Source organism: Pseudoxanthomonas spadix (assembly GCF_003703395.1).
GTDB lineage: Bacteria > Pseudomonadota > Gammaproteobacteria > Xanthomonadales > Xanthomonadaceae > Pseudoxanthomonas_A > Pseudoxanthomonas_A spadix.
On sequence record NZ_RDQN01000006.1, the window covers coordinates 129,889 to 148,170 of the forward strand.

General features: G+C 69.3%; 19 protein-coding genes. 9 read left to right on the top strand and 10 right to left on the bottom strand.

Annotated elements, in window-relative coordinates; translation table 11 throughout:
- Nucleotides 1-296: 296 nt before the first annotated feature.
- Nucleotides 297-1,475: a UbiH/UbiF family hydroxylase gene (locus D9R12_RS11260; RefSeq protein WP_122230653.1), complete on the bottom strand. Its 1,179-nt coding sequence runs from the start codon at nucleotides 1,473-1,475 to the stop codon at nucleotides 297-299.
- Nucleotides 1,472-2,680, bottom strand: a complete 1,209-nt coding sequence (gene ubiH / locus D9R12_RS11265) for a 2-octaprenyl-6-methoxyphenyl hydroxylase (RefSeq protein ID WP_122230656.1) — start codon at nucleotides 2,678-2,680, stop codon at nucleotides 1,472-1,474. The genes D9R12_RS11260 and ubiH overlap by 4 nt, the downstream gene beginning before the upstream one ends.
- A 153-nt stretch (nucleotides 2,681-2,833) precedes the next feature.
- On the opposite strand from ubiH, the gene D9R12_RS11270 reads away from it, so the two are divergent.
- The 9 genes from D9R12_RS11270 to D9R12_RS11310 all read left to right on the top strand — a co-directional run bounded on the left by D9R12_RS11270 (nucleotide 2,834) and on the right by D9R12_RS11310 (nucleotide 12,092).
- A complete protein-coding gene (locus tag D9R12_RS11270) occupies nucleotides 2,834-3,454 on the top strand; it encodes a hypothetical protein (protein WP_122230543.1) in 621 nt (206 codons plus the stop codon).
- A gap of 19 nt (nucleotides 3,455-3,473) precedes the next feature.
- Nucleotides 3,474-4,037, top strand: coding sequence for a cob(I)yrinic acid a,c-diamide adenosyltransferase (locus D9R12_RS11275; protein WP_122230545.1), 564 nt, complete (start codon nucleotides 3,474-3,476; stop codon nucleotides 4,035-4,037).
- Nucleotides 4,034-4,942 (top strand): histone deacetylase family protein, encoded by a 909-nt coding sequence (locus D9R12_RS11280; RefSeq protein ID WP_122230547.1) that lies wholly within the window; start codon nucleotides 4,034-4,036, stop codon nucleotides 4,940-4,942. The genes D9R12_RS11275 and D9R12_RS11280 overlap by 4 nt, the downstream gene beginning before the upstream one ends.
- A 126-nt stretch (nucleotides 4,943-5,068) precedes the next feature.
- Nucleotides 5,069-7,480 (top strand): LPS assembly protein LptD, encoded by a 2,412-nt coding sequence (lptD, locus tag D9R12_RS11285; RefSeq protein ID WP_122230549.1) that lies wholly within the window; start codon nucleotides 5,069-5,071, stop codon nucleotides 7,478-7,480.
- Between the two features lie 8 nt (nucleotides 7,481-7,488).
- Nucleotides 7,489-8,922: a peptidylprolyl isomerase gene (locus tag D9R12_RS11290; protein WP_122230551.1), complete on the top strand. Its 1,434-nt coding sequence runs from the start codon at nucleotides 7,489-7,491 to the stop codon at nucleotides 8,920-8,922.
- A gap of 12 nt (nucleotides 8,923-8,934) precedes the next feature.
- Complete coding sequence (pdxA, locus tag D9R12_RS11295) at nucleotides 8,935-9,909, top strand: 4-hydroxythreonine-4-phosphate dehydrogenase PdxA (protein WP_122230553.1); 975 nt, start codon at nucleotides 8,935-8,937, stop codon at nucleotides 9,907-9,909.
- A 96-nt stretch (nucleotides 9,910-10,005) separates the two neighbouring features.
- Entirely contained in the window at nucleotides 10,006-10,818 is an 813-nt protein-coding gene (gene rsmA / locus D9R12_RS11300) for a 16S rRNA (adenine(1518)-N(6)/adenine(1519)-N(6))-dimethyltransferase RsmA (protein WP_122230555.1), read from the top strand.
- Nucleotides 10,819-10,841: 23 nt separating this feature from the next.
- The gene (gene apaG, locus D9R12_RS11305; protein ID WP_014159914.1) at nucleotides 10,842-11,222 is read left to right on the top strand and encodes a Co2+/Mg2+ efflux protein ApaG; all 381 of its coding nucleotides are present in this window, start codon (nucleotides 10,842-10,844) and stop codon (nucleotides 11,220-11,222) included.
- Between the two features lie 12 nt (nucleotides 11,223-11,234).
- Entirely contained in the window at nucleotides 11,235-12,092 is an 858-nt protein-coding gene (locus tag D9R12_RS11310; protein WP_122230557.1) for a symmetrical bis(5'-nucleosyl)-tetraphosphatase, read from the top strand.
- A 3-nt stretch (nucleotides 12,093-12,095) separates the two neighbouring features.
- Here the strand turns inward: D9R12_RS11310 and D9R12_RS11315 are convergent, their stop codons facing one another.
- From D9R12_RS11315 to D9R12_RS11350, 8 genes are all read right to left on the bottom strand, one after another.
- A complete protein-coding gene (locus tag D9R12_RS11315; protein ID WP_170159240.1) occupies nucleotides 12,096-12,587 on the bottom strand; it encodes a dihydrofolate reductase in 492 nt (163 codons plus the stop codon).
- Between the two features lie 3 nt (nucleotides 12,588-12,590).
- Nucleotides 12,591-13,385: a thymidylate synthase gene (locus tag D9R12_RS11320; RefSeq protein WP_122230658.1), complete on the bottom strand. Its 795-nt coding sequence runs from the start codon at nucleotides 13,383-13,385 to the stop codon at nucleotides 12,591-12,593.
- A complete protein-coding gene (lgt, locus tag D9R12_RS11325; protein WP_014159910.1) occupies nucleotides 13,385-14,284 on the bottom strand; it encodes a prolipoprotein diacylglyceryl transferase in 900 nt (299 codons plus the stop codon). Before lgt ends, D9R12_RS11320 begins: the two co-directional genes overlap by 1 nt.
- Before the next feature lie 277 nt (nucleotides 14,285-14,561).
- Nucleotides 14,562-15,137 (bottom strand): hypothetical protein, encoded by a 576-nt coding sequence (locus tag D9R12_RS11330; protein ID WP_014159909.1) that lies wholly within the window; start codon nucleotides 15,135-15,137, stop codon nucleotides 14,562-14,564.
- 227 nt (nucleotides 15,138-15,364) lie between these two features.
- Nucleotides 15,365-15,856: a TPM domain-containing protein gene (locus D9R12_RS11335; protein WP_122230559.1), complete on the bottom strand. Its 492-nt coding sequence runs from the start codon at nucleotides 15,854-15,856 to the stop codon at nucleotides 15,365-15,367.
- Nucleotides 15,856-16,752, bottom strand: a complete 897-nt coding sequence (locus D9R12_RS11340; protein WP_122230561.1) for a TPM domain-containing protein — start codon at nucleotides 16,750-16,752, stop codon at nucleotides 15,856-15,858. The genes D9R12_RS11335 and D9R12_RS11340 overlap by 1 nt, the downstream gene beginning before the upstream one ends.
- Before the next feature lie 18 nt (nucleotides 16,753-16,770).
- Complete coding sequence (locus D9R12_RS11345; protein ID WP_014159906.1) at nucleotides 16,771-17,418, bottom strand: LemA family protein; 648 nt, start codon at nucleotides 17,416-17,418, stop codon at nucleotides 16,771-16,773.
- 104 nt (nucleotides 17,419-17,522) lie between these two features.
- Nucleotides 17,523-18,272, bottom strand: a complete 750-nt coding sequence (locus D9R12_RS11350; protein ID WP_014159905.1) for a TerC family protein — start codon at nucleotides 18,270-18,272, stop codon at nucleotides 17,523-17,525.
- Nucleotides 18,273-18,282 lie beyond the last annotated feature (10 nt).

Below are 18,282 nucleotides of genomic sequence, written 5' to 3' on the forward strand. Positions count from 1 at the left end.
CTGTCTTCTCGAGCGTTCGGGGCTCCCTCTCTCCCGCTTGCGGGGGAGAGCTGGAAGTCGCGGCCAGCGGCTGAGGGGGTGAGGGGGGTTTTTGCTTTGAAGCCCAGCAAACCGCAGCCGGCTCCGGGACGTTGATGTGTCGTCGTTGGCATGGCCGTCACCTCTGTCCCCCTCACCCCGACCCTCTCCCCCGCGAGCGGGGGAGAGGGGGCAAAATCCCAGCGATGCGGCCGTAGGGCCCATGGCCGCGATCGGGCCTTACCGGGAAAGCCCAATCGCGCCCCTGCGGTGCGCTCCTACGGGCCGGCGGCCCTGCGCCACAGCAGGTTGGTCAAGGGCGGCAGCTTGCCCGCCAGTCCCAGCAGCGGGCCGCGCGCCAGCGTGGTGTGCAGTTCGTCGTTGGAGAACAGCGTGTTGATGCCATCGAAGGTGTAGGCGGCCACGGTGTTCTCGCTGCGGCGGGTGCGCGCCCAGCGCTGCAGGCGATGCGGGGTGTCCCACTCGGCGCGCCGCGCCTGCGCGTCGGCCACCAGCTGGCGCAGGCCTGCCACATCGCGCAGGCCCAGGTTGACGCCCTGCCCGGCCAGCGGATGGACCACATGCGCGGCATCGCCAATGGCGAGGACCCGGCCTTCCACGTATTGCCGGGCCAGCTGCAGTTTCAGAGGGAATGCGGCGCGCGGCGAGTCGATCTGCAGTTGCCCCAGGCGCGCGCCAAAGGCGGTGGTGAGTTCGCGCGAGAACGCCGCATCGTCCAGCGCCAGCACGCGCGCGGCTTCGGCGTTGGGCAAGGTCCACACGATCGAACTGCGCCCTGCGGTGCACGGCAGCACCGCCAGCGGACCGGTCGGCAGGAAGCGCTGCCACGCGGTGTCCTCGTGCGGGCGCTCGCTGCGCAGGTAGCCGACCAGCCCGCGCTGGGCGTAGTCGTGGCCGTGCAGCGGCAGGCCGGCAAGCTGGCGCACGGTGGAAGCGGCGCCATCGGCGGCCACCACCAGGCGCGCATCCAGCCGCGTGCCGTCGTCCAGGCGCAGGCGCACGCCGCTGGCGTCCTGTGCCATCGCCTCCACGCGCGCCGGGCAACGCACCTGCACGCCCGCTGCCGGCAATGCCGCCCACAGCCGATCGGCCAGCAGCGCGTGCTCGACGATCCAGCCCAGATGGCTGCGGCCCAGGCGGTCGGCGTCGAAGCACAACTCGCCACCGCCGGCCGCATCCCACACGCGCATGCGGCGATAGGCCTGCGCGCGCGCAGCGCGCACCGCTTCCCAGACCCCCAGCTGCGCCAGCAGCGCGGCGTTGTCCGGGGCGAAGGCATAGACCCGCAGGTCCGGCTGCTGGGCCGACCACGGCGCGGGCGCCTGGCCTTCGACCAGCACCACCTCCAGGTCCCGCCCGGCCAGGGCCAATGCGCAGGCCGCGCCGACCACCCCGCCGCCGACCACGATCACATCGCTGCGGCCGCGGCGGTTCATGCGGCCACCTGCCGGCACAGCGCCGGGACATCGCCGGCAAAGCCCATCGCCCCGCCGACCAGCATCGACTGCACCGCCGGCAGGTTGCCGGCGGCCAGCAGGCCGACACTGCGCAACGGCCGCAGCAGCGGCGCGGGGTTGCTGGTCAGGCGCGCCAGGCCGTCGGAGAAGCGCAGCGCGCGCTGGCGATCGGGCGCGCGCCGTTGCAGGTACTCGGCCAGCAGCGCATCGCTGCCCGGGTCTTCGGCCGCGGCGATCAGCTCGGCCAGGGTCAGTGCATCGCGCAGACCCAGGTTGAAGCCCTGCGCGCCCAGCGGATGGAGGGTCTGCGCGGCATTGCCCAGCAGCAGCGCGCGCGGGGCGATCACCCGTTCGGCCAGGACCTTGACGATCGGATAGGTGCTGCGCGAACCGCTGGCCAGGAACCTGCCGGCACGCCAGCCGAAGGCGGCCTGCGCATGGGCCAGCCAGGCCGCGTCATCCAGCGCGGCGATGGCATCGGCCTGGGCCTCGGGCACGCCGTGGACCAGGCCGTGGTGGCGATCGCCGCGCGGCAGCAGCGCGGTCGGGCCAGCCTCGCCCAAACGCTCCCAGGCCGTCCCGTCGGGCGCGCGCGAGGTGCGCACGCGGGCGACCAACAGGCGCTGGCCGTAGTCGTGGCGTTGCGCCCCGATTCCCAGCGCCGCGCGCACCGCGCTGTGGCTGCCATCGGCGCCGACCAGCAGCGGCGTGACCAGTTCGGTTGCACCGGCGCCGGCGTCGATGCGTACCTGGCGCAGGCCGTCTCGGTCATGGGCCAGGCCCAGGAAGCTCGCCGGCCGGTAGCGGGTCAGGTGCCGGCAATCGGCCAGCGCTGCTTCCAGCGCCACGCCGAAATCGCGCGCCACCACCACCTGGCCGAATTCGCTGCGCCCGTAGTCGCTGGCCTGCAGCAGCACCCGGCCGAAATCGCCGGCGCGGCTGACGTGGATCCGGCGGATCGGCCCGGTCGGGGCCTGCAGCCGCTGCAGCACGCCCAGCGCGGTCAGGGCGTTGACCGTGGCCGCGGCCAAACTCAGGTTGCGCTGGTCGAACACCGCCGGCACCTGGCCCGGGGGGGTGGCTTCGACCAAGGCGACATCGCGCCCCAGCCGGTCCAGCGCGATCGCCAGGCTGGCCCCGACCAGGCCGCCGCCGACGATCACCACATCATGTCGTGCACTCATGGCCGCCATGATACGGCCAGGGCCATGGGCAACCTGCACGGACGGGCACACAGGCAAGCCATGTTTGAACGGCGCGTCGGGGAACCAAAGGAAATCGCCCCGGCTCCCACTCCCGCGATAGAATCGCCTCTCGCTTCTCCCGAAAAGCCCCACATGACCCGTCATCTCCCGACCCGCAGCGGCCAGCGCGCCGCGATCCTGGTGCTCCTGGCCGCCCTGATGGTGGCCACGCGCTCGCATCTGCCGGCGTTGCTGACGCACCTGGGCCCGATCCCGGATGCGTCCTGGGCGGTGTTCTTCATGGCAGGCTTCTACCTGCGCAGCTGGTCGCGCTGGGCGTTCCCGCTGTTCATGGCGCTGGCCATCGGCGTGGACTACGTGGTGATCACCGGCCAAGGCGTGGATTTCTGGGCGCATTACTGCGTTTCGGCGGCCTACTGGTGCCTGGTCCCTGCGTATCTGGCCCTGTGGGCAGGCGGCAGTCTCACCGCACGCCTGTCCCAGCAGCTCTCCGACCACCGCACACTGGTCGTTGCCGGCCTGGCGCTGGTCGCCTCTGTCGCCCTGTGCCACCTGGTCAGCCAGGGGAGCTTCTACTGGATCAGCGACAGCGTCAGCCAGCCGACCCTGGCCGGCTGGGCGAAGAACTACGGCGACTGGTTCCTGCCGTTCCTGCGCAGCACCGCCATCTACGTGGGCCTGGGCGTGATCGTCCATGTCGGCCTTGCGCAGGTCGCGCGCCTGGCCCGTGCGCAGGAGCGGACCGCCGGCTGAGGCTGGCTTCGGGATACGCATGGGCAACCGCCTCTCCAGGATCTATACCCGCACCGGCGATGACGGCAGCACCGGGCTGGGCGACGGCAGCCGCACCGGCAAGGATTCGGCCCGGGTCGCCGCCTACGGCACGGTGGACGAAGCCAACTCGGCGATCGGCCTGATCCTGGCCGCACCGAAGGTCGATGAGGCCATCGGCGCGCTGCTGACCACCCTCCAGCACCAGCTGTTCGACCTGGGCGGCGAGCTGAGCATCCCCGGCCACGCGGCCATCACCGCGGCAGATGTGGCCGCGCTGGAACAGCACCTGGACCGCTACAACGACACCCTGCCGCCGCTGCGCGACTTCATCCTGCCAGCCGGCGGCGAAGCCGCCGCGCGCTGCCACCTGGCCCGCACCATCGTGCGCCGGGCCGAGCGCGAGACCGTGGCCCTGGCAAGGCTGGAACCGGTCCGCGCCGAAGCCATCCACTTCCTCAACCGCCTGTCCGACCTGCTGTTCGTGCTGGCCCGGGTCCTGGCCCGCGCCGACGGCGCCGGCGAGGTGCTGTGGAACCACCAGCGCCGCCACGCCACGCCATGATCATCTACACCCACCTGGCCTGCCTGGCCCACGATCCCGGCCCGGAGCACCCCGAGCGCCCGGCGCGGCTGAAAGTCGTGCTGGAAGCACTGCACCGCGACCACGCCGACCTGGACTGGCGCGAAGCGCCGGTCGCCAAGCTGGGCGACCTGCTGCTGGTCCACAGCCAAGAGCACGTGGAGACCGTCCTGGACCAGGATTTCAGCGGCTACCGGATCCTGGACCCGGACACGGTGATCTGTCCGGAGTCGCGCGCCGCGGCCCTGCGCGCGGCCGGGGCGGTGGTGGCGGCGGTCGATGCGGTGATCAACGGCAGCGACCCGGCCGCCTTCTGCGCGGTGCGACCGCCGGGCCACCACGCCACCGGCGATGCCGCGATGGGATTCTGCCTGCTCAACAACATCGCCATCGGCGCGGCCCATGCACTGGAGCGGCACGGACTGGAGCGGGTGGCGGTGGTGGATTTCGACGTCCACCACGGCAATGGCACCCAGGCCATCTTCTGCCACGACCGGCGCGTGGCCTACTTCAGCAGCCATGAATCCGGGCTCTACCCCTACAGCGGCGCGCCGTCCGAGCGCTGCGCCGGCAACGTGATGAATGCCCTGCTGCCGCCGGGCAGCGGCAGCTTCAACTTCCGCAACCTGTGGGAAGACCAGATGCTGCCGGCGATCGAGGCCTTCCGCCCGCAGCTGGTGATGATCTCGGCCGGCTTCGACGCGCACCTGCGCGATCCGTTGGCCGACCTGATGCTGGAGACCGAGGACTTCGCCTGGCTCACCGGGCGCCTGCGCCAGATCGCCCAGGCCCACGCCAGCGGGCGCATCGTCTCGGCCCTGGAGGGCGGCTACGACCTGGAGGCCCTGCGCGAATGCAGTGTCGCGCACGTGGCCCAGCTGCGCTGATGCCCAGCGCGCGGATCGGTCCGACAGGCGCATGAACCCGAGCCGGCCGTTGCCGCGGCGTTTTCATTGCCCCCCGCACGCCGATACGGCAATCTAACGGCCGTTTTTATCCGGACTCCCCCACGCGTGCGTCGAGCCCTCCGCCTGCTGCCCATTCCGTTCAGTATTGCCCTGGCCCTGCCGGCCTGGGCCGCGGACGAAAAACCCGTCAGCTACGCGCTGTGCCCGGTGGAGGACCCGATTCCGGCCTTCGACGGCGCACCTGCCGCGGTCGCGCCCCAGGATCAGGCCGCCCGGCGCCAGCAGATCCAGCTGCTGCCCACCGAGATTTTCGGCGACAGACAGGAAGGCACCAGCAGCACCACCACCTACCAGGGTGACGTGGTGCTGACCCGGGGCGACCAGTTCCTCAGGGCCGACAACCTGCGCCTGGACCAGGAACAGGGCACCTACACCGCCGACGGCAACGTGCGCTATCAGGACGCGGGCATCCGCGTGATCGCCAAGCGCGCCAGCGGCAACCAGGACCAGGACACGCACAACATCGAGCAGGTCCAGTACCAGCTGATGGCCCGGCGCGGCAACGGCATCGCCGACAGCATCCACATGGCCGGCCCCGAAGGCCAGCTGCTGGGCTCGACCTACACCACCTGCGACCCGCATGACCCGGCCTGGCACCGCTGGTACCTGCGCGCCAGGGAAATCGACATCAACACCGACGAGGGTTTTGCCACCGCCCACCACGCCACCGTGCGCATCGGCAAGGTGCCGGTGCTGTACGCGCCCTGGTTCAGGTTCCCGATCGACGACCGCCGCCAGACCGGCCTGCTGTACCCCAGCGTGGGCCTTTCGGGCAAGAACGGCTTCGACTACGAGCAGCCGATCTACCTGAACCTGGCGCCCAACTATGACGCCACACTCTATCCGCGCTACATGAGTAGCCGCGGCATCCTGCTTGGCGGCGAGTTCCGCTACCTGTACCACGGCGGCGAAGGCAAGCTCGAAGGCGCCTGGATGTCCAGCGACGACCTGGTCCGCGAGCGCGCCGACGATTACGCCAATGCCCTGCCGGGCAGTGGCGACGAAGACATCTACGGCGACCCGCTGCAGGACAAGAATCGCGGTTTCTTCCGCTTTCGCGGCCACCACGACCTGGACAGCATCTGGCAGGCGCGCGCGGATTATTCCTGGATCAGCGACTCGCGCTACCTGGAGGACAACGGCGGCATTTCCAGTGGCGATGGCGTGCGCTATTCGGTCCTGACCAACACTGCGGGCCTGTACGGCCGGTCCCGCTACTGGAGCGCCCGCGCCGAGGCCCAGACCTATCAGCTGTCCGACTACACCATCAGCGAGGAGACCCTGCCCTACGATGCCCTGCCGCGGCTGTCCTTCAGGTACGACCGCCCGATCCTGGATTGGCTCAACGTGGGCATGAACACCGAGCTGACCCGCTTCGAACACAGCGACAAGGACGGTGGCAGCCGGCTCGACATCAAGCCCTACGTGTCCATCCCGCTGCGCGGCCCGTCATGGTTCGTCGAGCCGGGCCTGGCCTATCGCTATACCGCCTACGAACTGGACAAGGACCTGGCCGACCAGCTGGGCGGCGAGCGCAGCCCGACCCGCTCCACCCCGATCGCGACCCTGGACGCGGGCCTGTACTTCGACCGCGACACCAGCTGGGGCGGAACCCCATTCCTGCAGACCCTCGAGCCGCGCCTGTACTACCTCAACGTGCCGTATCGCGAGCAGAGCAACCTGCCGTTGTTCGACACCCGCATGATGACCTTCAGCTACGGCCAGCTGTTCCGCGACAACCGCTTCTCCAGTGCCGACCGCCAGACCGACGCCAACCAGCTGACCCTGGCCCTGACCAGCCGCAGCATCCGCCAGACCGATGGTCTGGAGAAGTTCAACGTCAGCCTGGGCCAGATCCTGTACTTCGAGGATTCCAACGTGGTCCTGGACAGCAGCCAGGAGCCGATCAGGAATGGCAAGTCGGCCTGGGTGGCCGATTCCAATTACATGCCCAGTGATCGCTGGACCCTGGGTGCGTCCTACCAGTACGACGCCAACAACAGCCGCGCCGACCTGATCAGCTTCCGCTCGCGCTACCTGATCGGCAGCGACGGGGTGGTCAACCTGTCCTACCGCTACCGCCGCGACGTGCTCAAGCAGGCCGATTTCTCCTTCCTGTACCCGATCAACCCGGTCTGGAGCCTGGTTGGCCGCTACTACTATTCCTTCCAGGACAACAAGACCCTGGAAGCCATTGCCGGCGTGCAGTGGGACAGTTGCTGCCTGGCCGTGCGCCTGGTCGGCCGCCATTACGTGCGCAACCGAGAGGGCGACCAGGACAACCAGCTCCAGGTCGAATTCGTGCTCAAGGGGCTGTCGTCGATAGGCAAGGACACCGACAAAAACCTGCGCCGTAGTATCCTCGGCTATTACCGAGACGACCTCTACCTGGTACCGCCCAGCGTCACCGCGCCGAACGTGGATGACAGCGACGAGACCAGCTCCGCTCCGTTCTGAAGACTCCCATGACCATTCGATCGCTGTTCGCCGCCGGCCTGCTGGCCGCTTTCGCCATTGCCGCGCCCCTGCATGCGCAGGAATCCCAGCCCCTGGACGGCATCGCCGCGGTGGTCAACGAGGATGTGATCCTGCAGAGCGAGCTGGACCGCGCCGTGGCCAACGTCAACGCCCAGTACGCCAACAACCCCGGCCAGCTGCCGCCGCCGGACGTGCTCCGCCGTCAGGTGCTTGAGCGCCTGGTCCTGGTCAAGCTGCAGGTTGGCCGCGCCAACGAGAACGGCATCCGCGTCACTGACGAGGAAGTCAACGCCGCCGTGGCCAGCGTGGCCCAGCAGAACAACACCACCGTGGCCGGGCTGCAGCAACGCCTGGCTGCCGAAGGCCTGTCCTTTGACGAATTCCGTGCTTCGCTCAAGGATGAGATCACCGTCCAGCGCCTGCGCCAGAGCTATGGCCAAAGCCGCGTCCGGGTCAGCGAAGCCGAGGTCGATGCCGCCCTGAAAGCCCAGAGCGACGGCATGCAGTACCACCTGGCGCACATCCTGGTCGGCCTGCCCGAGGGCGCCACCGCCGACCAGATCGCGACCGCGCAGAAGAAGGTCGAAGGCATCAAGGGCCTGCTGGAGCGCAACGAGATGGACTTCGCCGCTGCTGCAGTCCGCTACTCGGACAGCCCCAACGCGCTGGAAGGCGGCGACCTGGGCTGGCGCAGCGCCGATGAGATCCCGGTGGCCTTCTCCGATATCCTCAAGGGCATGCAGGCCGGCCAGGTTGTCGGCCCGATCCGCGGCCCGTCCGGCTTCCAGCTGCTCAAACTGGTGGAAACCCGCGACGCCTCGCAGGCCCCCAGCCAGATGGCCACCGAATACCACGCCCGCCACATCCTGGTACGGGTGACCGACGTGCAGGACGCCAACGCCGCCAAGGCCAAGATCGATACCCTGCGCGCGCGCCTCGCTGGCGGCGCCGACTTCGTCACCGTGGCCAAGGAAGCCTCCGAGGACGCCAACACCAAGAACGACGGCGGCGACCTGGGCTGGTTCACCGCCGATCAGTTCGGCCCGGACTTCGGCCAGCGCCTGACCGCCCTGCAGGACGGCCAGGTCAGCGAGCCGTTCCGCACCGAGGCCGGCTGGCACATCGTCCAGCGCGTCGCTGCCCGCCAGACCGACGTGACCGAGCAGAACAGGCGCGCCCAGGTGCGTGACACCATCGGCCGTCGCAAGCTGGAAGAGGAATACAACCGCTACCTGCTGGAACTGCGCGGCGAGGCCTATGTCAGTTTCCGCACTGGCAATTCCACCATCGACAGCGCCACCCCCGATACCGTGATGAGCGCCCCGGGCGCTGCCGAGGAAGCGGCCAAGGCCGGCAACAAGCGCCGCGACGGCATTGGCGAGGGCCAGCCCGGCTCGGCCTCGTCCAGCCAGATGCCGTAGGGCCTGCGGTTGATGGGCCCGTTGCTGGCACTGGTTCCGGGTGAGCCGGCCGGGATCGGGCCGGAGCTGTGCGTGCGCCTGGTGCAGACGCCGCGGCAGGATTGCCGCCTGGTCGCCTTTGCCGATCCAGTCGTGCTCCAGGCCGCCGCCCAGGCCCTTGGCCTGCCGCTGAACCTGCTCGATTCCGGCGCAAGCGCCGCGGCGCCGGGAGACCTGCCACTGGTCGCCGTGCCCAACGCCGTGCCCTCGCGCTTTGGCCTGCCCGATCCACGCAACGCAGCGGCCGTGATCGGCGCCTTGACCCGGGCCGCCGATGGCTGCCTGGCCGGGCATTTTGCCGGCATGGTCACCGGACCGGTGCACAAGGCGGTCATCAACGAGGGCGGCATCGCCTACACCGGCACCACCGAACTGCTGGCCCGGCATGTCGGCTGCGAGGTGGTGATGATGCTGGCCAACCCGATCGTCCGGGTGGCCCTGGTCACCACCCACCTGCCGCTGCGCGCGGTGCCCGATGCGATCACCGAACACGTCCTACGCCACGCGGTGAACACCACCATGGCCGCGCTGCGGCGCGATTTCGGCATCGCCAGCCCGCGCCTGTGCGTGCTGGGCCTGAACCCGCATGCCGGCGAGGACGGCCACCTGGGCCGCGAGGAACTGGACCTGATCATCCCGGTGCTGGATGCGCTGCGGGCCCAAGGCCACATCCTGATCGGCCCGCTGCCGGCCGATACGGCGTTCCTGCCCGGCAAACTGGCCGGCTTCGACGCAGTCCTGGCTATGTACCACGACCAAGGCCTGCCGGTGCTCAAGTACAGCGGCTTCGAGCAGGCGGTGAACCTGACCCTGGGCCTGCCCTATCCGCGCGTGGCGGTCGACCACGGCACCGCCCTGACCCTGGCCGGCAAGGGCCTTGCCGATCCGTCCAGCCTGCTGGCCGCGGTGCGAAGCTGCGCGGCCATGGCCGCGCGCCGGGGCGCCTGAGCAGCGCGGCACTCAGGTCGCGCCGGCCGGCAAGCGCATCCTCAGGCCGGGGCCGTGGCTCCAGGACGCCCGCTCCGCAGCGGGTAAACTGTCACGATGACTGCTTCCCCCGCTTTCCGCGCACCGGCCAAGAAATCGCTCGGCCAGCACTTCCTGCATGATCGCCGCACCATCGACGACATCGTCCTGGCCGTGGACCCAAGGCCCGGCGACATGCTGGTGGAAATCGGGCCGGGCCAGGGCGCGATCACCTTGCCGCTGCTGCGCAGGCACGGCGCGCTGACCGCGATCGAGTTCGACCGCGACCTGATCGCGCCGCTGACCGAAGCCGCGCGCGGCATCGGCGCGCTGACCATCCTCCACCGCGACGTGCTGGCGGTGGATTTCACCGAGCTGGCCGCCGGCCGGCAACTGCGCCTGGTCGGCAACCTGCCCTACAACCTGTCCTCGCCGATCCTGTTCCACGCGCTGGGCCACGCCGCGGCGATCACCGACATGCACTTCATGCTGCAGAAGGAAGTGGTCGATCGCATGGCCGCCGGCCCCGGCAGCAAGGTCTACGGCCGGCTGAGCGTGATGCTGCAGGCCTATTGCGAGGTGACGCCGCTGCTGGTGGTGCCGCCGGGTGCGTTCCGGCCGCCGCCCAAGGTCGACTCGGCCGTGGTGCGGATGGTTCCCAAGGACCCCGCGCGCATCGGCGTGCGCGATCCGGGGCGGCTGCAGGCGGTCGTGCGCGCGGCCTTCGGCCAGCGCCGCAAGACCCTGCGCAATGCGCTGTCTGGCGTCTGCACCACTGAGATGATCGAAGCGGCCGGCATTGGCCCCGATGCACGCGCCGAACAGGTCCAGGTGGCCGATTTCATCACGCTGGCGAACCTTCCCTGGGGCGATCCGGTCCAACGGCCTTGAACGTTTGAAATACACTGGCAACCATGAGCACCACCGATTACGCCATTGATGTCGATGTGGCCACGCGTTTCCTGGAAGAACGCTCCGAACCAGAGAGCGGCCAGTACGTCTTCGCCTACACCATCGTGATCCGCAACCGCGGCACCAAGCCGGTCCGCCTGGTCGGGCGTCGTTGGGTCATCACCGACGGCAACGGCAAGGTCGAAGAGGTTCATGGCGAAGGCGTGGTCGGCGAACAGCCGCGGCTGCGTCCCGGTGAGCAGTTCAGGTACACCTCCGGTGCGGTGCTGCAGACCGACCACGGCACCATGCGCGGCAGTTACGACATGGTCGCCGACGACGGCACCCACTTCGATGCCCCGATCGCGCCGTTCGCGCTGTCGGTGCCGCGCACGCTGCACTGACCGGCGCACGCGATGACCGTCTGGGCCATCGGCGACCTGCAGGGCTGTTACGACGCCACCGCCAGGTTGCTCGAGAAGATCAGGTTCGATCCTGCGCGCGATCGGGTGTGGTTCTGCGGCGACCTGGTCAACCGTGGTGGCCAGTCGCTGGAGACGCTGCGCCTAGTGCATTCGCTGCGCGATCATTGCGAGGTGGTGCTGGGCAACCACGACCTGTCACTGCTGGCCATCGGCGCACGCAGCGAAACCGAACAGCGCAAGGTCAACCCGGACCTGGGCCGCATCGTGCAGGCGCACGACCGCGACACACTGCTGGAATGGCTGCGCCACCGTGAGCTGGTGCATGTGGAACGCGAACTGGGCTGGATGATGGTCCATGCCGGCCTGGCCCCGCGCTGGACCTGCGCGGCGGCCGAAGGTTATGCACGCGAAGTGGAAGCGCAGCTGCGCGGCCCCGGCTTCGACAGGCTGATGCGCAGCATGTACGGCGACAAGCCCAACTGGTCCACCGGGCTGGCCGGCCCGGACCGCTGGCGGGCGATCATCAACGTGCTCACCCGCATGCGCTTCTGCACCCCGCGCGGTCGCATCGCGATGGAGGACAAGGGCGCCCCCGGCACCCAGGCGCAGGGCCTGTACCCCTGGTTCGATGTGCCGGGGCACGCGCCGCGCGAACTCAGGATCGTCTGCGGCCACTGGTCCACGCTGGGCCTGATGATCGGCCACGGTGTGCATGCCATCGACACCGGCGCGGTCTGGGGCGGCAAGCTCACCGCGCTGCAGCTGGATACTGACGAAGTCCGCCTGGTGCAGGTGCCCGGCAACGATGCGGTGATCATCGCCACCTCCCAGCAGCAGCGACGCGCCTGAAGCTCAGCCCTCGCGGGTGTAGTCGATGAATTCAAACGCCAATGCGTGGCCCGGGTCGGCCGGATGCCGCTGGCGCGCGCTCACCACCCAGTCGTGTGGATCGAATGCCGGGAAGAACGCATCGGCGCCCTCGACCACGGTGTCCACCCGGGTCAGGTGCAGCGCATCGGCCCGGGCCAGCACCTGCGCGTAGACCTGGCCGCCGCCGATCACGCACAGCTCGTCCGCTGACTGCGCCTGCGCGATCGCCTGTTCGATCGAGGCCACCGCGACCATGCCCTCGAACGGCACCTGGCCGCTGCGCGTGAGCACCAGGTTCAGGCGCCCCGGCAGGGCCCGCCCCAGCGACTGGGCGGTCTTGCGTCCCATCAGCACCGGCTTACCCAGGGTGAGCGCCTTGAAGCGCCTGAGGTCATCGGGCAGGCGCCAGGGCAGCTGGTTGTCGCGGCCGATGGCGTGGTTGCGGTCCAGCGCGGCGATCAGCGAGATCCGCACCGCTCAGACCGCCACCGGCGCCCTGATCGCCGGCGCCGGATCGTAGCCGTGGATTTCGATGTCTTCGAAGGTGAAGCCGAACAGGTCGGTCACGTCCGGATTCAGACGCAGCCTGGGCAAGGCACGCGGTGCCCGCAAGAGCTGCTCACGCGCCTGGTCGAAGTGGTTCGCGTACAGGTGCGCATCGCCCAGGGTATGCACGAAATCGCCCACGCCCAGGCCGGTCGCCTGCGCCAGCATGTGGGTCAGCAGCGCGTAACTTGCGATGTTGAACGGCACGCCCAGGAAGATGTCGCCGCTGCGCTGGTACAGCTGGCAGCTGAGCCTGCCGTGGACCACGTAGAACTGGAACAGGCAGTGGCACGGCAGCAGCGCCATCTGCGGCAGCTCGGCCACGTTCCAGGCACTGATCACCAGCCGGCGCGAATCGGGGTTGCGCTTGATCTCCTCCACCAGCCACTGCATCTGGTCGATGGTCTGGCCGTTGGCACCTTCCCAACTGCGCCACTGCTTGCCATAGACCGGGCCGAGCTCACCGTCCGCATTGGCCCACGCGTCCCAGATGCTGACCTTGTTGTCCTTCAGGTAAGCGATGTTGGTCTGGCCCTTCAGGAACCACAGCAGCTCGTGGATGATCGAGCGCAGATGCAGCTTCTTGGTGGTGACCAGCGGAAAGCCCTGGTTCAGGTCGAAACGCATCTGCCAGCCGAACACGCTGCGCGTGCCGGTGCCGGTGCGGTCGGCTTTTTCGGCGCCGTGTTCCAGTACGTGCTGCAGCAGGTCCAGATACTGGCGCATCAGCGGGCCTGGGCAGGCGTGTCGGCGGCCGGCAGCACCGGCAGCAGCACCGGTGCGCGGCGCGAGCGCCACAGCAGGAACAGGCCCAGCGCGACCAGCGGCAGGCTCAGCAGCTGGCCCATGGTGACCCAGCCCAGCGCCAGGTATTCCAGCTGCTGGTCGGGCACCCGCACGAACTCGACGATGAAGCGGAACACGCCATAGAGCAGCGCGAACAGGCCCGAGACCGCATAGCGCGCGCGCGGCCTGGCCGAATAGGTCCACAGCACCAAGAACATCACCAGCCCTTCCAGCAGCGCCTCATACAGCTGCGAGGGATGGCGGGCGTAGCGGTCCAGCGCGCCTGCCGCGTACCGGGCCTGCAGTTGCGCCTGGTCCAGGCGCAGGTTGATCACCTCCGGATCGGTGCCGGGGAAGATCACCCCCCAGCCGCTGCCGGTGTGCTTGCCCCAGAGCTCGCCGTTGACGTAGTTGGCCAGCCGCCCCAGGCCCAGCCCGGCCGGCACCAGCGGTGCGACGAAATCCATGGTGTCAAAGAAATGCAGGCGATGCCGGCGCGACCACAGCCAGGCGGCCACCAGCACGCCGAGCAGGCCGCCGTGGAAGCTCATGCCACCTTCCCACACCTTGAACACCTTCAGCGGGCTGTCCAGGTACACCGGCAGGTCGTAGAACAGGATGTAGCCCAGGCGTCCGCCCAGCACCACGCCGAGCATCGCGTAGAAGGCCAGGTCGGAAAAATGCTCCTGGGTCACGCCCGGCAGGCGCCCGGCCAGGATCCGGCCGCGGCCCAGGAACCAGGCGGCGAAGAAGGACAGCGCGTAGGCGATGCCATACCAGTGCACATCGACCGGGCCGATCGAGAAGGCGATGGGGTCGAACTGGTGCAGAAGGATCATGCGTTGGGCGTCTTGCAGCGAAATCAGCCGCCATTCTGCCGCACCCGGGCGGCCCCCGCATGATCGGCGCCACAAGCCTGCCACGCGGCCCGGCGCGTGCGGCGCCGGCAGGCCTAGCAGCCTGTCGGGCTTTGGTGGTCGAGGCGAGAATTCGGCTGTGCGAGGTCAGATTTTCGACGGTTCGCCGGCCCATAGTGGTGCTATGGGCCAAGAAGCGGCGGAAAGATGGACCGCACAGGCGGATTCGCAGCCCGGCCGACCAAAGTCCGACAGACTGCTAGCGGGCCGAGCCTTCGCCCTCACCCACCACCGGCGCCGGCGAGCGCAGGCGGAACAGGCGCAGGCCGGCGGCCTGCAACGCCGCTTCGGCCTGCACGGCCAGATGCGCTTCGCCGGCCAGCCAGGATTCGACCAGCGTGCGGTCGTTGCGGCAGGCGCGCATCAGCTCGTGGGCCGGCACCGACGCACTGGCCTGGGCCACATCGCGCAGGAAGGTCGCGCGCAGCTTCAGCGTGCCGCGCAGGGCCAGCACGGTCTGCACCAGGATGAAGGCGCCCAGCCCCCAGGCCGCATCGCCCATGCCCTCGGCAGTGCTGAGCCAGGCAAAGGCCACGCAGGCCAGTGCCCGCGCCAGGGTGGCACGGGGGTTCTCGCCAGCCATCGTCCAGCGCTGCTGGCACAGGTATTCAAACCAGGTCAGCACCAGCGCGACCGCGGCCAGCGGGTTGCAGCCCACCGCCACCAGCGCGCTGGAGGCGAGCGCCGCGACGGCCAACGCCCGCTGCCGCGGGCGCAAGGCCTGGCTGTACAGCAACGGCAGGCGGGACAGGGTGTCGGCAATGGCGGGATGCATGATCGGGCAGGTCCTGGCGAGGCGCGGGAAGGCGCATCGGCAGCTCGCCGATGCGGGGCCGGGCGCGGCTGCGCCCTTGCCTCCTCCCCGGCATGGCCTGTGCCATGCCCACGGGAGAGTCGCCAGATGATGCCCCATCCCGGCGTGCCAGTGAAGGATGTGTGATGAACCTGCGCGGTGGCACGCGACTTTCTGTGTTGCAGGTCGCACTGCCAAGCGGCCCGGAACTACTCCAGGACCTGCGGCAGATCCGGCAATTCGTTGCGCCCGGGATCGCCTGGCCGTGCCGGAAAGCTGCGCGCCAGCAGCGCCGAAGCGGCGCGGATGCCGGCGATCACGGCCGCCTCCGGCTGGCCCTGGCGCATGCCGGCCTCCACCTGGGCGCACACCGCCTGCCATTCCTCCGGCGCCACCTTTCCGGCCAGGCCGCGATCGGCCACGATCTCGATGCGGTGGTCGGCCAGCAGCAGGTAGATCAGCACGCCGTTGTTGGCCTGCGTGTCCCAGGTGCGCAGCCGGGCGAAGGCGGCCTCGGCCGCCTGCCGGGCCTGCACGCCGGCCCACAGGGCGCCCGGTGCCAGCGCCGACTCGACCGCGAACATCACCTCGCCGCTGTGCTGGCGCTCGCCCTCGGCGATGGCCGCGGCGATGCGCTGCAGGCTTTGCGGCGGAAACAGCCGCTGCACGGACGGGGCAAACAGATGGCGAAGCCAGCGCATCACCAGCTCCCCGAGGCGCCACCGCCTCCCGAAGACCCACCGCCGCCGCTCCAGCCACCGCCGCCAAAGCCACCACCACCGCCGAAGCCGCCGCCCCAGCCGCCACCAAACCCGCCTCCGCCCCAGCCGCCGAACCCGCCCGGCCCGGCAAAGCGCCCGCCGCCGCCACCGAACAGCCCGATCAGCAAGCCGACCAAACCGGCCAGCCCGCCGATCAGCAGCAGCGAGGAAAACAGCCAGGCCACCGCCCCGCCGGCGATGCCGCCGGCCACCGCCCGGATTGGCCGGGGCAGGACGCCGAGCACGCTGCGGACCATGTAGGCCACGACCAGACCGGCCATCAGCCCGAAAATCCAGTCGCCACCGCCGCGGCCACCCGCAGGGGCATGGGTACTCTGCGGTGCGGGCAGGGCTTCGCCGTCGATCAGCCTGACCAGTTGCGCGGTGGCCTCGATCAGGCCGCCGCCGTAGTCGTTCTGGCGGAAGTATGGGGTCATGTATTCCTGGATCAGGCGGTTGGCGATGGCGTCGGGGATCGCACCTTCCAGCCCGTAACCGGGCTGGATGCGCACCCGCCGATCGTCCTTGGCCACCACCACCAGCACCGCATCGTCCACCCCCTTGCGGCCCAGCTTCCACTGGTCGAACACGCGCTGGGTGTACTGCTCGATGGTCTCCGGCTGCGTGCTGGGGACCATCAGGATCTGCAGCTGGGCGCCCTTGCGCTGCTGCAGCTCCAGCGCCTGCTGGCGCAGCTGGGCGGCCTGGGCCGGGTCCAGGGTGCCGGTGGTATCGATCACCGGCGAGTCCAGGGGCGGGATCGCCGCGTCCTGGGCCAGGCCCGGCCAGGCCAGCAGCCACAGCAGCAACGCGCACAGGCGCAGCAGCGGTTTCATCGGGCGCGTGGCATTCGGTTACTGGACCGGCGCCGGCTGCGGCGGGTTCTGTGGTGCAGGCGCCTGCTGCGGCCGGGCTGGCGGCTGGCTGAAGTCCACGACCGGCGCCTGCGAGATCTGGGCCTCGTTGGCGACCGAGAAGTTGGGCTTCTCCTTGGCGCCGATCAGCTTGGCGGTCAGTGCCTGCGGAAACTGGCGGATGTAGGTGTTGTAGTCCTGCACCGCCTGGATATAGCGGCCGCGGGCCACGGTGATCCGGTTTTCGGTGCCTTCCAGCTGCGCCTGCAGGTCGCGAAAGGACTGGTCGGACTTCAGATCCGGGTAGTTCTCGGTGACCACCAGCAGGCGACTGAGCGCGCTGCCCAGTTCGCCCTGGGCCTGGGAAAACTGCTGCAACGAGGCCGGGTCGTCGGCATTGACCTGGATCTGGCCGACCCTGGCGCGGGCATTGGTGACCTCGGTCAGCACCTGGCGCTCCTGCTGGGCATAGCCCTGCACGGTGCGCACCAGGTTGGGGATCAGGTCGGCGCGGCGCTGGTACTGGTTGAGCACTTCGGACCAGGCGGCTTTCACCGCCTGCTCCTTCTGCTGGATCGTGTTGTAGCCGCAGCCAGCCAGCAGCGCGAACACCACAAGCAACAACGACGAACGGATGGCGATCCGCATGGTGCACTCTCTCCTGATCCGAAGGACGGCAGCCGGGGACGGCCGCAACGCCCGGCACTATGAGCAGGCGCGCATTAAGAAACCGTTGAGCCCGGCCCTGATTTTTAGAACCGCCCGGCTCCGGGAATGTGGTGACGCGCGGCGCGCCGGCGCATCAGCAGGTTCAGGATTTCCACCACCGCCGAGAAGCCCATCGCGAAGTACACATAGGCCTTGGTCACATGGATTCCCAGGCCGTCCATGACCAGCACCACGCCGACCAGCACGATGAAGGCCAGGGCCAGCATCTTCACGCTCGGGTTGGCATCGATGAAGCGGCCCAGCGGATTGGCCGCCAGCAGCATCACCGCCACCGCCGCCAAGATGGCCGCGACCATGATCGGGATGTCCTTGGCGAAGCCGACCGCGGTGATCACCGAGTCCAGTGAGAACACGATATCGATGATCGCGATCTGCAGGATCACCAGGCCCAATACCGATGAGGCCGATGTGGTGGTCGGATCGGCGTCCTCGCCGCCGGTGATCAGGTCATTGATTTCCCGGACCCCTTTCACCGCCAGGAACACCCCGCCCAGGATCAGGATCAGGTCGCGGATGGAAATCCCCATGCCGGCCACGGTGAACAGGTCCTCGCTCATGCGCGAGAGGTAGGCCAGCGACACCAGCAGCGCGATGCGGGTGATGCAGGCCACCGCGATGCCCAGCTTGCGCGCGCCCGGACGCTGGGCCTCGGGCAGGCGACTGACGGCGATGGAGATGAACACCAGGTTGTCGATGCCCAGCACGATCTCCAGGGTGCTGAGCGTCAGCAGCGTCAGCCAGGCGTTGGGGTCGGCGAGGAATTCAAGGTTCATGCGGCAGGTG

Excerpts from the sequence above, each read along its gene's own strand:
- D9R12_RS11260 (WP_122230653.1), bottom strand. The coding sequence starts at position 1,475 with ATGAACCGCCGCGGCCGCAGCGATGTGATCGTGGTCGGCGGCGGGGTG.
- ubiH (WP_122230656.1), bottom strand. The coding sequence starts at position 2,680 with ATGAGTGCACGACATGATGTGGTGATCGTCGGCGGCGGCCTGGTCGGG.
- D9R12_RS11270 (WP_122230543.1), top strand. The coding sequence starts at position 2,834 with ATGACCCGTCATCTCCCGACCCGCAGCGGCCAGCGCGCCGCGATCCTG.
- D9R12_RS11275 (WP_122230545.1), top strand. The coding sequence starts at position 3,474 with ATGGGCAACCGCCTCTCCAGGATCTATACCCGCACCGGCGATGACGGC.
- D9R12_RS11280 (WP_122230547.1), top strand. The coding sequence starts at position 4,034 with ATGATCATCTACACCCACCTGGCCTGCCTGGCCCACGATCCCGGCCCG.
- D9R12_RS11290 (WP_122230551.1), top strand. The coding sequence starts at position 7,489 with ATGACCATTCGATCGCTGTTCGCCGCCGGCCTGCTGGCCGCTTTCGCC.
- pdxA (WP_122230553.1), top strand. The coding sequence starts at position 8,935 with ATGGGCCCGTTGCTGGCACTGGTTCCGGGTGAGCCGGCCGGGATCGGG.
- rsmA (WP_122230555.1), top strand. The coding sequence starts at position 10,006 with ATGACTGCTTCCCCCGCTTTCCGCGCACCGGCCAAGAAATCGCTCGGC.
- apaG (WP_014159914.1), top strand. The coding sequence starts at position 10,842 with ATGAGCACCACCGATTACGCCATTGATGTCGATGTGGCCACGCGTTTC.
- D9R12_RS11310 (WP_122230557.1), top strand. The coding sequence starts at position 11,235 with ATGACCGTCTGGGCCATCGGCGACCTGCAGGGCTGTTACGACGCCACC.
- D9R12_RS11320 (WP_122230658.1), bottom strand. The coding sequence starts at position 13,385 with ATGCGCCAGTATCTGGACCTGCTGCAGCACGTACTGGAACACGGCGCC.
- lgt (WP_014159910.1), bottom strand. The coding sequence starts at position 14,284 with ATGATCCTTCTGCACCAGTTCGACCCCATCGCCTTCTCGATCGGCCCG.
- D9R12_RS11330 (WP_014159909.1), bottom strand. The coding sequence starts at position 15,137 with ATGCATCCCGCCATTGCCGACACCCTGTCCCGCCTGCCGTTGCTGTAC.
- D9R12_RS11335 (WP_122230559.1), bottom strand. The coding sequence starts at position 15,856 with ATGCGCTGGCTTCGCCATCTGTTTGCCCCGTCCGTGCAGCGGCTGTTT.
- D9R12_RS11340 (WP_122230561.1), bottom strand. The coding sequence starts at position 16,752 with ATGAAACCGCTGCTGCGCCTGTGCGCGTTGCTGCTGTGGCTGCTGGCC.
- D9R12_RS11345 (WP_014159906.1), bottom strand. The coding sequence starts at position 17,418 with ATGCGGATCGCCATCCGTTCGTCGTTGTTGCTTGTGGTGTTCGCGCTG.
- D9R12_RS11350 (WP_014159905.1), bottom strand. The coding sequence starts at position 18,272 with ATGAACCTTGAATTCCTCGCCGACCCCAACGCCTGGCTGACGCTGCTG.